7 protein-coding genes are annotated in these 12,722 nt (G+C 55.8%); 4 read left to right on the forward strand and 3 right to left on the reverse strand.

Features of this window, described 5'->3' with window-relative positions; genetic code table 11:
- Positions 1-22 precede the first annotated feature (22 nt).
- The gene (locus tag U3654_RS15215) at positions 23-1,003 is read right to left on the reverse strand and encodes a glycosyltransferase (protein ID WP_324752396.1); all 981 of its coding nucleotides are present in this window, start codon (positions 1,001-1,003) and stop codon (positions 23-25) included.
- Positions 1,004-1,613: 610 nt separating this feature from the next.
- On the opposite strand from U3654_RS15215, the gene U3654_RS15220 reads away from it, so the two are divergent.
- From U3654_RS15220 to U3654_RS15230, 3 genes are all read left to right on the forward strand, one after another.
- Positions 1,614-5,681 carry a PA14 domain-containing protein gene (locus tag U3654_RS15220; protein WP_324752397.1) on the forward strand — a complete coding sequence of 1,356 codons (4,068 nt, stop codon included), beginning with the start codon at positions 1,614-1,616 and terminating at the stop codon, positions 5,679-5,681.
- Between the two features lie 294 nt (positions 5,682-5,975).
- Positions 5,976-7,127 (forward strand): glycosyltransferase family 2 protein, encoded by a 1,152-nt coding sequence (locus U3654_RS15225; protein ID WP_324752398.1) that lies wholly within the window; start codon positions 5,976-5,978, stop codon positions 7,125-7,127.
- 22 nt (positions 7,128-7,149) lie between these two features.
- On the forward strand, positions 7,150-8,601 hold the full coding sequence (locus U3654_RS15230; RefSeq protein WP_324752399.1) for a glycosyltransferase family 39 protein: 1,452 nt from the start codon (positions 7,150-7,152) through the stop codon (positions 8,599-8,601).
- A gap of 50 nt (positions 8,602-8,651) precedes the next feature.
- Here the strand turns inward: U3654_RS15230 and U3654_RS15235 are convergent, their stop codons facing one another.
- Positions 8,652-10,199 (reverse strand): hypothetical protein, encoded by a 1,548-nt coding sequence (locus U3654_RS15235; protein ID WP_324752400.1) that lies wholly within the window; start codon positions 10,197-10,199, stop codon positions 8,652-8,654.
- 396 nt (positions 10,200-10,595) lie between these two features.
- Here U3654_RS15235 and U3654_RS15240 point away from each other — a divergent pair, with 396 nt between their 5' ends.
- Positions 10,596-11,345 carry a hypothetical protein gene (locus U3654_RS15240; RefSeq protein ID WP_324752401.1) on the forward strand — a complete coding sequence of 250 codons (750 nt, stop codon included), beginning with the start codon at positions 10,596-10,598 and terminating at the stop codon, positions 11,343-11,345.
- Between the two features lie 21 nt (positions 11,346-11,366).
- Here U3654_RS15240 and U3654_RS15245 read toward each other — a convergent pair whose 3' ends face one another.
- Positions 11,367-12,683: an oligosaccharide flippase family protein gene (locus tag U3654_RS15245; protein ID WP_416384598.1), complete on the reverse strand. Its 1,317-nt coding sequence runs from the start codon at positions 12,681-12,683 to the stop codon at positions 11,367-11,369.
- Positions 12,684-12,722 lie beyond the last annotated feature (39 nt).

The raw sequence follows: 12,722 nt of genomic DNA on the forward strand, positions 1-12,722 counted from the left end.
AGAGGCCAGTGGCAGCGGAACATCACTTGTACTCGATAATGCCGGCGGGCTTTTTCACAAGACGCCGCCAGTGATATTCCAAAACGCCAAGCGCTTCGGGAAAATTTCCCAAGACCAGAAAAAAGGCTCGTTCCCAACTGATCCTCATGCCTAGTCCGCCACGCCGGGCTAGGCGAACGACCTGCATGGGGTAAATCAGAAACAGCAAAAGAGCCCAACCAGAAATCATGATGGACAGAACCAGAATGAATATCGGCAACGCCAGACCCCAGATCAGAATACGGCGAACCGCAGCCACGCTATGACGCTCGGGTGCCGCGCCGTGCAAAACTGCGCCCTCGGCAAAGGCATGTCCGCTGCGCCATGCCCGCTTCCACCACTGCCTGATGCTGATGATAGCGGCGTCGTGAAGTGTCATTTCCGCGTCCAAGCGCCAGATCTCCCAATCTGCGGCGCGCAGCCGGGCACATAGTTCCGGCTCTTCTCCCGCGATCATCCCATCCCGAAAACCGTCAACCTCCTGAAAGGCCGAGACGCGCATCAGGGCATCTCCGCCGCATGATGACGTGCGCCCTACCGGTGTGTCCCATTCCTGATCGCACAGTCGATTGTAGACGGAGTTTTCCGGAAAAAGCTCGCGACGGCGGCCACAGGCGACGGCCGCGTCCGGGTGCCGGATCAGAAATTCGAGTGATACCTCCACCCAGTTCGGTTGAAGAACACAATCGCCATCGATGAACTGAACAAAGTCCACCGACCCCTGAGAGACGAGTTCGGCAAAGCCAGCATTTCTGGCCCGTGCCGCGGTGAAGGGGCGGGTCATGTCGAGTTCGACAACCCGCGCCCCTGCGGCCCCGGCAGCTTGCCGGCTATTATCGGTGGAGCCGGAATCTACGTATATGATCTGCTGAATGCTCTCGGGGATCGATGCGAGGCACTTGAGGAGGCGCTCTCCTTCATTGCGACCGATAATGACCACGCCAACGGTAGTGTTCTTGCTCATGATGACCTGCTCTCCTGAGAGTCTTCGATAGACCTGTCGTCCTTTAGTATCGCATCAAATGCAAGTTCAGGCCCAAAGATACAGGCCCCTAAATCCTGATCATCACGTGCCGAATATCGCGTGTGGGATGCCGTGTCTGGGGCGCGAATCGACGGCCGCCTACCTTTTGGGTGTCTGGCGCATTGTTCCTCACCGATCGAAGTGCGCCCCGTGTCGATGTCCGGATTTCCAAGCGTGATCCTGCCGAGCCCTTACCAAGATGCGCCACAATTCGCCGAATCCTGAATATCTATCGAGTCCAATTTGCAATGTTAAGAGAATTGAAACAATTGCCGCCGTAGCTTTGCAAAAATGACACTTTCCGACCAAAACCACGCTTTAGAAGGGCAATAGGCAGCATGCACCACCTCGCAAACACCCAATTGGCCACATCTATCGTGATCGCGCAAATGCTACGAACAAATTCAGCGGGGGGCCTTTTTCGACGGTCCGCGCATCTTAAAAACGCCGTGATTTAATCACGGTTTCGCTCACCTCTCGCCCTCAGGATGAGAGCAACATATCCGAAATAGCTGAAAAATAGCTGATTTAGAATCGAGATAGGAACCCTATGAGTCTCTTCGCCTCTTACTTCAACATCGCTGGTCGAGTTTCCCGCCTTTCGCAAATCGACTTTGGTGCCACCCCGACGGCAACAGGTATGGTTGAACAGTTGGACACTATCCGCGAGCGAGGCTCGTTCTGGGAAGGCGGCAATAGCGACAATTTCGCGATGCTTACGACTGGTAACCTCAACGTAAAAGAGGCCGGAACCTACACGCTCTATCTAACCTCGGATGATGGTTCGGCGCTTTACATCGACGGCGAACCGGTGATCGACAATGACGGGCTGCACGGCACTACCACGCAGCGCGTGAAGCTTGATCTCTCGGCCGGAGCGCACGAGATTGAAGTGCGTTATTTCGAAGCACGCGGCGCCGCGACATTGGCCTTGGAATGGGCCGGTCCGGATAGCAATGGCGAGCGCGTGACAATCAGCGGCGACAGCCTGAGCCACGGCGAACATGACGGCGGCGATGATGGTCAGGGCAATCAAGGCTCCGATGATGATACCACTGGCGGCGGAGATCAGGGCGATCAAGGCTCCGGCGATGACGACACCGCTGGCGATCAGGATCAGGGCGATCAAGGCTCCGGTGATGATGACACCGCTGGCGATCAGGATCAGGGCGATCAAGGCTCCGACGATGATGACACCACTGGCGACGGTGGAACAAGTGGGACGATGCAGGGCTTGGCCAGCGCATACTTTGCGCTTCCGTCTGGTGTCTCCCGGCTTTCGCAGATCGACTTTGGTGCCACCCCGACAGCAACGGGTATGGTTGAACAGCTGGACACGATCCGCGAGCGAGGCTCTTTCTGGGAAGGCGGCGCGAGCGACAATTTCGCGATGCTGACGACTGGTAATCTCAACGTAAAAGAGGCCGGAACTTACACCCTCTATCTAACCTCGGATGATGGTTCGGCGCTGTACATCGATGGCGAAGCGGTGGTCGACAATGACGGGCTGCACGGCACTACCACGCAGCGCGTGAAGGTCGATCTCTCGGCCGGAGCGCACGAGATTGAAGTGCGGTATTTCGAAGCGCGCGGCGCCGCGACATTGGCCTTGGACTGGGCCGGTCCGGATAGCAATGGCGAGCGCGTGACGATCAGCGGCGACAGCCTGAGTCACGGCGGCCATGACGCTGGCGATGATGGTCAGGGAAATCAAGGCTCCGATGATGATACCACTGGCGGCGGCGATCAGGGCGATCAAGGCTCCGGTGATGACGACACAACCGGCCACGGGGATCACGACGATCAAGGCTCCGACGATGATGACACCACCGGCGGCGGCGATCAGGGCGATCAAGGCTCTGGTGATGATGATACCACTGGCGACGGGGATCAGGGCGATCAAGGCTCCGGCGATGATGACACCACCGGCGGCGGCGATCAGGGCGATCAAGGCTCTGGTGATGATGACACCACTGGCGACGGGGATCAGGGCGATCAAGGCTCCGGCGATGATGACACCACCGGCGGCGGAGACCATGGCGGACATGGTGGTTACAGTGATAACTACGTTCCCACGCCGACAAACTCCTCTGAGGTTGAGGCATATGTTGCCGCAATAAGAGCTCTCGAAGACGGGCATTCGCATTCGGACGATTCCGGCAAGGCAATGGAGCATATGAGCGTCCTCGACCTGGTGCCGCGTTCCGAGGCCTCCAACATTGCCATCAACAACGGCGACTGGTTTGATTCAGCAACTTGGTATCAAGGGCAGATTCCAGAAGAGGGTGCAACTGTTCTCATCCCCGAAGGCATCTCGGTCATCTATGATGGTCAAAGCGACGAATCTCTCTTTACGGTGCGCGTGGATGGTGAACTGTCCTTTGCCACCGATGTCGATACGCGGATGGAGATCGACACGATGGTGGTCTCACCCTCCGGACGGTTGGAGATTGGCACCGAAGAAAACCCCATTCAGGCTGGCGTCAATGCCGAGATCGTTATTGCCAATAACGGCGACATAAATACAGACTGGGATCCGATGCTGCTTTCGCGTGGCGTAGTCTCTCACGGCGCGGCGGAAATTCACGGTGCCGAAAAAACCGGTTTTCTCAAGGTCTCGGACGCGCCGATGGCTGGCGACACCCAGATCAACCTAGCCGAGGCGGCTGAAGGCTGGCAGGTCGGCGATACGCTGGTTCTGACCGGTACACACAAGCAAGGCTGGACATGGGATAGCGGTCAGGGGCGGCCGGTTTATCAAGAAACTGAAGACGAAGAGGTTGTGATCACCCAGATCAACGGCACGACAGTCACCATCGACCGTCCGCTGGAACATGACCACGACACACCGCGCGATGACCTGTCCGCCTATGTCGCGAATACGAGCCGTAATATCACCTTCTCCAGTGAGGATGGCGAAGATACAGCCGTTCATCACCGTGGCCACGTGATGTTCATGCACTCAGATGACGTCGACGTGCGCTATGCTGCGTTTGACGATCTGGGCCGGACTGACAAGTCCTTTGCAGCGGCCGATGTTGAAACCTTCAATAGCGTTGACTCCGACACCAATGTGAAGGGCCGCTACGCGTTCCACTTCCACAAGACCGGAACCGAGAATCTGGACGATCCGGCCTTGGCCATCGGTAATGCGGTCAACGGCTCACCTGGCTGGGGCTTTGTGCACCACTCCAGCAATGCGAATTTTGTCGACAACGTCGCCTTCGACGTCTTTGGCGCGGCCTTCGCAGCCGAAGATGGTGACGAGACCGGGATTTGGTCGAACAACATGGCGATCAGTTCGCAAGGCGCCTGGGTTGGCCGAAAGGATGTCGAAGATGTTGCCCGTCATGACAATGGCCGCACTGGAGACGGGTTCTTCTTTGCTGGACGTCTTGTTGAGGCATCGGACAACGTTGCCGCCAACACGACAAACGGCTATGTTTGGATGCATCGCAGCGCACCAACCAATCCGTCGGTCGACAACCTTGAACAATCCGAACTCGCCTATGGCGCCGACACAGTCAACACTGCGAATACCGTCATCCAAGGTTTCCACGACAACGAGGCCTTCGGGACCAGATTTGGCCTTGTCGTCATCAAATCCAACCCGCACCAAAACCATGACGTACGTAGTATCTTTGATGGCTTTACGAACTGGGAAACATCCAATGGGGTATCCATTGAGTATACCTCACACTACACGTTCCTAGACCTCGACCTGCTTGGAACCAACAATCCGAACGCGGTTGCCGACGCCCAAAAGGCATTCTCACTGTCAGGCAATACATTTGACGTTGCCGTAAATGGTGCAACGATCGAAGGTTTCCGAACCGGCTTTGATCTATCTCAGGACACGTTCCACTTCGGCACGAACGGCCAGGACTATGGCGATCATCTGATCGACATTTCGATGCGCGACGTGGGGCAGGAATATGACGGCTTCAATCCTGCGCGGCACACCATATTGTCTTCTGATCAACTGACCGAGGGTCGCCTTGACTTTGCGTTGGCCGGGGACGCACGTATCTCGGAAGGAGAGGATCTTTACCTCAACGGTATTAAAACCGATTCAATCGGCAGCCGGGATCGCCAATTCGAGGGCGATACGCAGGTTCTCAAATGGAACTATCACATTGCGCCCCTGATCGAGCAGGAAGGTTATTACAAGACCGCCGATGGTACCAATGTTCTTCTGGTTGAAGACTTTGTTTCCGACCGGGCCACGGGCGAATTGCACAAGATGAGCCATGTGATCACGCTCGACATTTCAGATGATCGGCTCCAGTCTGGATCGATTGGTGGTCAATTCAACGGATATATTGAGTTCGACAATCAGTCGGCAGATACTTCTGACGATTTTGCTCGCACATCTGCTGGCGAGGACATTTTGATCGACGTTCTGGCAAATGACAGTCACTCCTTGGGAGATGATCTCAGAGTGGACGGGCTTTCCGGGGTACCGCATGGTTCGGTGTTTCTTCAGGATGACGGACAACTGCTTTATCGCCCCGATCCCAATTTCACTGGTACGGACACGTTCCAATATTGGGCCGCAGACGAAGACGGCGACTTTACTCAGGGAACGGTCACGGTAGAAGTCTGGGACGACCTCTGACGCCTCTTGCAATGAACTGAGCGCAGGTCGTTGACGAAACGCTTCGGCGTGCACATCAGACGAAATTTTCAACGCCCTCCCCAATTTGCGGGAGGGCGTTGGGCTTTGTGCGGGAGGGAGATGAGGTGATCCGCATTTGGTGAGGCACATTTCATGTGTCAACAAGCAGGCTGGGTATCGGTATTCGGTACAAGGCTCTCCGATGCGCTTACAAAAAGACTCAGGTTTACTTTGATAGACTTTGGTAAACACTCAAGCTAGAGATTAGGCATTGCATATTCGGATACAAATATATTGCACACGCCTCAGGACCCCATCGCACCTCCTTCTTCGGAGTTGGCCCGAACGCATTTTACATCGGGCATAAGTATCATCGTCCCCACCTACAAAGAGGCGGAAAATATTCCGCTTCTTCTCGAGCGAGTTGATCGGGTACGCAGGGATCATGATCTTGAACTTGAGCTAATCTTTGCAGACGACAACAGCTGCGACGGCAGTCTTGAGGCTGTAGAGGCTTCGGGGTTTGACTGGGCGCGCATGATCGTGCGAACCGAAAACCGTGGATTGAGTCCGGCCGTCATTGATGGCTTTCGTGCCGCAAAATTTCCGATCCTTGTCTGTATGGACTGTGATCTTAGCCACCCGCCTGAAAAGATTCCCCAAATGATTCTGGCGCTAAATTCAGGACAGCAATTCGTAATCGGCTCGCGCTATGTCCCTGGGGCCTCGACTGATGATGATTGGGGGTTTCTGCGCTGGCTCAACAGCTCCATTGCGACGCTCTTGGCCCGCCCACTCACCCAGATGCGCGACCCCATGTCTGGTTTTTTTGCACTGCGCAATGCAGATTTCAAGAAAGCCAAGGATCTCAACCCTGTAGGTTACAAAATCGCCTTGGAGCTAATCGTCAAATGCGGCTTCGAAAATGTAGGCGAGGTCCCGATACATTTTTCTGACCGCATCCACGGCGAAAGCAAGCTGACCTTAAAAGAGCAACTGAAATACATTCAGCATCTGCGGCGGCTCTATCTGCATCGTTTTGCCAATGCCATGTATCTGGCACAGTTCCTAGTGGTCGGCACCTCGGGCGTCGTCGTCAATCTTGCGGTACTCAGTCTGCTGCAATTTCTGGGATTGCCGGAAGCCGCCTGTCTTGCTGGGGGCATTGGGGTGAGTGTTGTATCGAACTTTTTGCTCAACCGCCGTTTCACGTTTTCCTACGCGCGGGACCGGTCAGCAGGCCGGCAATTCATCGGGTTTGTCGCGGCTTCGGCCGTCGGCGCTTCGGTTAGTTTCATCGTGTCTCTAGCCCTGCGCGCCTCCGCTTTCTCTGAGCTAAGCTATGGTTTGCATCTTGCGGCCCTGTGCGGCATCGCGGCCGGAATGATATTCAACTATCTGGGTAATCGCTACATTGTCTTCCGCAAGACCCATATCCGTCGCTGACGGCGCCATAATCGTCACCGCGATGGCGCTTGCCGCCGCTATTCTTAGTTTCCGACTTGGATGGCAGGACTACTGGTGGGATGAACATGTCACACTGATGTTTACCCAGTCCAACTGGCGGGAACTCATGGTGGATTACTGGGGGCTCGATACGCACCGTCCGGTCTACTACGGACTGCAAAAGGCCTGGAACAGCCTGTTTGGCACTGGCGTGACAAACGTACGAACCTTGCCGGTTGTCGTCACCCTTCTGCTCATTCCGATATTTTATCTGATAGCACGCCGGATCAGGCGCGGACCCCTTGCCATTCTTACAGTGCTCTTGCTGACCAGCGCCCCCATGTTCGTCGATCAGGGCCGTGAAATACGCATGTACTGCCTCTTGAATCTGGCCCTGAGTGTCGCGCTTCTTTTGGCGATAATTCTGGCTACCGAAGCACGGCAGGACGAACCGCAGTCGCGTGGGCGCATGCTTGCACTCTGGAGCGGGTTTGCGGCTAGCATGGCATTCGCATTCTATGTCCAAGCCGTCGCAGCGTTCGTCGCCCTGCTGTTTGCCTTGTGGATTCTGGTAGCGGTAATTTTCGGACTTCTGCCGCTTCGCTTTTTGCTGCAAGCTCTGGCAGCAAGCCTCCTTTATATCATACTGATCATCCCTGCCCTACTGCCGTTTTTAGGCCATTTTGGCGGAACTTTGGGTGGAACCTTCTGGGTCCCTGAACCCACCGCAAGCTATGTTTATGGACAAACAGCGGCGGCCTATCCCTATCCCAAATGGACCAAACCGATCATCGGTCTTCTGCTTCTCTGGGGGCTTTGGTCGGCAGGCAGGCGGGTGCCTCAAATAGCGCTTCTGCTGGCTTTGCTCATCTTTGGGCTGCCGATACTGGTTTACCTGATAAGCTTTGCAAAGCCGATCTACATGACACGCGTTATCGCCTGGGCCAGCATCGTGTCTGTCCTGCCTCTTGCATACGGTTTGGCAGCATTCGGGCCAGTGTTGCGGTGGGGCGGGCTTGCCTTTGTCGTCGCAGCCCAGATGATCTGGCTTGCCGGGTTCTATCCATCCGAGCCTGAGAGATCGCCGTTCGCTGCGTTCGCTGAGCCTCTGGCAGATTTTGATCCGCAAACGGATATCTTCGTCCTCGGCTCGCAGATTCGCGAACCCCCTCTGCGCTGGTATTATCCCCATCTGTTCGAAGGTGCCTCATACGCCTTTCTCAACGGCGACTCGCAGCACAACGTTATTGACCCCGCTTTCCGCTCCAATTTCGTGATGCGATCCGAGGCCAGTGCTTTGAATATTGATGGCGATCAGCTGTTTGTGTTCTGGGAAACAGAATTCGAAATACCGGTCTCGGATGAAGATAGTGTGACGAAGGCGTTGCAGACCATAACCAAGGATCTAAATCCGGTACAAACGTTTACGGAAGGTCGTTACCGCCTCGACGTCTATGATCTCGAGTCAGACTGACCTACCGACCGCTTAGGCCCGGGATGATATTTCCCATCGCCCTTCAACGACTATGACCGAGGCTGCCGTACATGACGCGGGGTTTGCGGCGGCGCGGCGGCGGCGGCATGATGATCGCCATCATTTTCTGGATCCGAGGCGGCAGCCGCACGGGATCTGAAGCCGTTTGAGATGTAGCCAGCAAGGGCACCACCGACCAGCCAAGTTACCGGTGTCAGCGTGGCATTGGGGATCAAGTCGATCAGGTTTGCCGCGAGGACCAGACTAAGTCCGACCGTCGCCACTCCGAGATGTTGGCGATAGCGGGACCGCGCCAGAACCAAAATTGGAAAGGTCAGCAAACCAAGACGTGCGATATACCCCACCCAACCGAATACGCCTATGAAAATGATCCAGACACCGTCGGTGACGCTTTCAATGCGGCCCGTGATTGGGTCGTGATACTCGTTGCGGCCCCAGCCGCCCCATCCGAAAAACGGTTTTTCGTTGGCTCTCTGAAGCAGGACATCCTCGTTCTCAAACCTGTAATTCAGAGACGCTGCGCGCTCTTCATCAATAGACGCGGAAATGTCCAAAGCTGTTTGCACCGGCACCCATCCAGCGCCACGTAACATCGGGTAGGTCAAAACCGTGAGAGCCACGACAAGCGCAATCAGCATCGCCAACCTTCTACCCAAGAAAAGCGTCACCACGACAAGCAGGCCTGCAATAATCAGTGCGCCCAAGGATTTCGCCAGAACGAGCGCGCCAAAGACCCAAGCGCCCAAAAGCAACCACCGGGTTGCCGGTTGCGACGCCCTGCGTTTGAGCCTGTAAAGGGCGGCACAGGCCACGATTGCCATCGCCAAGTAAATTCCCAACCACAATCCATGCGGCAGGAAGACAAGCGGACGAAACCCGCCGGCCCGAATATGCTGGATAAAGGAATGAGGAAAGAACCCGTATATCCAGGCATTGAGCTGCGGGCTTATCCTGATTTCGAACAGCGCCGGGAACGTATAGGCCACACCTGTGGTCGCCAACACAAAAAGCAGCGCTTGATGATCCTCCTGCCGGCCAAGATAGCGCCAGCCCAACAGAAAGGGCAGAATGGAAACAAATGCCGTCAGGATCATGGAGAACGCATCGTAGATACGAATTGCCGGCAGGTATCGTGGACCCATCCAAATAGGTTCACTATTCACGATGGCCGTGAAGAATGGCGAGCCGATCAAGACAATGACAAGCAACCTGAGGACGAATACGTTCGCCCTCGACGAACCATGACTGACCTGCAACCCGTTCATTGGCGGGGCATCTGGACCTCGGCCCGACATCTCCGCCTTGCCGGCGTTGGCAGAAACCGGTTCTGGCGGGCCCCGGCGCCTCGTTTTGTCATCACGCCAGAAAATGCAGAGCAATCCGGCAGCCAGCGACGGGAGCAGTGTTTTGTCCAGCGACGGCAAGGCTGGAAGGTCAAAACCCGTCCGGTCCGGCAGCAGAAGATACCCGCCTATGATCGAGCTTGCTATTGCATATGATCTTGGCATGAACCGGAAAAAGACAGCGACGACCAGCGGCCATGAGAACAGAGCAAAATAGGCGAAACTGTTAGGCATCTGAATGTTTAACCTGAATCCAAGTGCGATGTCTCGCGTTTCCGAATGTCGTTACGCTTAGTGCGAGTCCAACGGGCAGTATAGAGGGCGGTCTTATAGGCCCCCCAAAGATCGTAAAGCTCAAAAACCCTGCCGGCACCCCGCATGGCAGGAGCAATATGTAGACATCCCCGAATACTCTGCCGATACTGGCGCACGCCGCGAAGAATTGACGGCACACCAATTTGAAAAGAGGATTGCCCGTTGCGACACCTAAAGAAAACCCCTCTTTTGATCGCTTTTCTTGCTTTTGCGTCTCCGCTGCTTGCAGCCGAGGCAGAGCAACTTCCCGCACGAACGGCCAGCCCGCTCGACGTCAGGCAAATCCATAGTGGGCACAGCCTGACAGATTCCTATATGGCCTGGCCCGCACCGGGGCGGTTGGTTCTGGCCACCAAGATCCGCAGCAGGGTGAATCCGCACGATACCATCGCAAAATCCACCATTCCCGGCTCGCCAATGTCATGGCGGTGGAAAAACTCGTCTGGCCAACCGGATGCCAAGAATGACATCCGAAATTACGCATTGCTGGTAACGACCGAAAGCGTGCCACTGAGGGTCGAACCAGCGTCGTTCAAGAGAGGTACGTTGGACTGGATCGACAAATGGGTCGATCACGCCTGGAAAAAGGGTAACAACGGCCAAGGTGCCGAAGTGATGCTGTATTCGACATGGGTGTCATGGCAAAATGCCAAGGGCGACGAGGCAGATATTCCCTTTCGCAACCGGCTGGATATTGACGGGCGCCGGTGGGAACAGATGCAGGACCATGCCAACGCGATCCGGCCTGCCGGCATGCCGCCGATCTATATGATTCCGGGCCATAGGATGATGATGCGGATTTATGACGATATCCAAGCGTCCCGCGCGCCGGGGCTTGGGCATATCAGCGACGTCTTTCAGGATGATATTCACCCCAACGCGGCTGGCCAGTATGCTATTTCATGCCTCGTCTATGCCGTCATCTATCAGCGCGATCCCCGCGAACTACCCGATAAACTGGCCAGATCGCATGACGCGCTCACATCGTCGCAAGCACAGTATTTCAAGAAGATCGCCTGGGAGATCGCGACCGGATATGACAGAACCGGCTTTAGAGTCAATTGATCTGGGCAGGCCCAATAGGCACTATTTCATCCCAAGGCCAAGCAGCGAGATTACCGCGTTCCAGTTGTACCAGAGAATTAGCAGACCGAAACAGAGGCCGATCAACGCAAAGACGGCATCATGCAGCGGATCCCAAGCCTTGTGACGTCGCGCCAGCCAGACGAACACCGGATAGGCCATCAGCACCGATAGCAACTGGCCGACAAGCGCGCCGGGCAATCCCGCCAGTTCGGCACCGATCAGGAAAAATGCAGTCTGAACTACAGCGCGGAATGCTACCAAACAGAAAAAACTCTTTGAGTCTCCTGCCGCCAGCGCAGCCCTGTCATAGGTCAGCACGATGATCTGCAGCATGACGATGAATGATATCAGCACGGCAATTCCGCCTGCCGCTACATAGCGGGGGTCATAGAGGAAATTGACTAGCCCCGGCGCGGCCCAAGCCAGAAGAAGCGTTAGGAACATGAGGCCGCCTGTCACCAGAAAACGCATCTTGCGCAAGCGCAGGAAATTGCTTCGGCTGGCTGCAGGCGGTTTTTCACGGTATAGTGGAATAAGCACGCGGTAAACGACGGTGTTACCCAATTGCAGCGGGAAACTGGCCAGAAAATAGCCGATGCTGTAGATCCCAAGCAGATCGGTCGTCAAATATTTTCCAAGGATGGCCCGATCACCCTGATTGACCAGAAAACCACAGATCGTACTGAAGAATATCCACTTGCCGAAATGCATCAGATCCTTGCCGGCCGACGCTTCCCAGCGAAAGCGGTTGCGATGCCCCTCGAGCAAGAACAGCGTCAAAATGAGCTTGGCCACACTTGTCACCAGCATTCCCGCCAGCAGTGCCCACACAGAGCGGAATTGCCAGGCCAAGGCGACCATCACGATCACCCCGATAACCTGCGACACCATTTCCAGAACTGTCAGCCGCCCGATCTGCAGATGCCGCCCCGCAGTATGCACCCGTGTCGGATTCAATCCCGTCACGAGCAGGGACAACCCCGCCACGGGAATCATCTGCATCAGCATGGGTTCGGCATAGAACCATGAAATCGGTCCGGCCAGTGCGCAGGTCGCCAGCCAGAGCATCCCCCCCCGGCACACCTGAATCGTCCAAGCCGTATCAAGAAAGTCGGGATCGTCGCCCCGCTTGCTTTGCTGGATTGCGGGGCTGACCCCGATATCCGAAAACATCGCCAAACCCATCATGAACACCAGAATGATGGCCATCAGTCCGAAGGCTTCGGGAAACAGCAGACGCGTCAGGATGAGGTTCGAGGCCAGGCGGATCACTTGCGATCCGCCATATCCGCCTACAGCCCAAGTGGAACTGCGCATCGCGCGGGCGGCAAGCCCCTCTCCGTGTAATACTCTCAA

Source organism: Roseovarius sp. Pro17 (genome assembly GCF_035599575.1).
Lineage (GTDB): Bacteria > Pseudomonadota > Alphaproteobacteria > Rhodobacterales > Rhodobacteraceae > Roseovarius.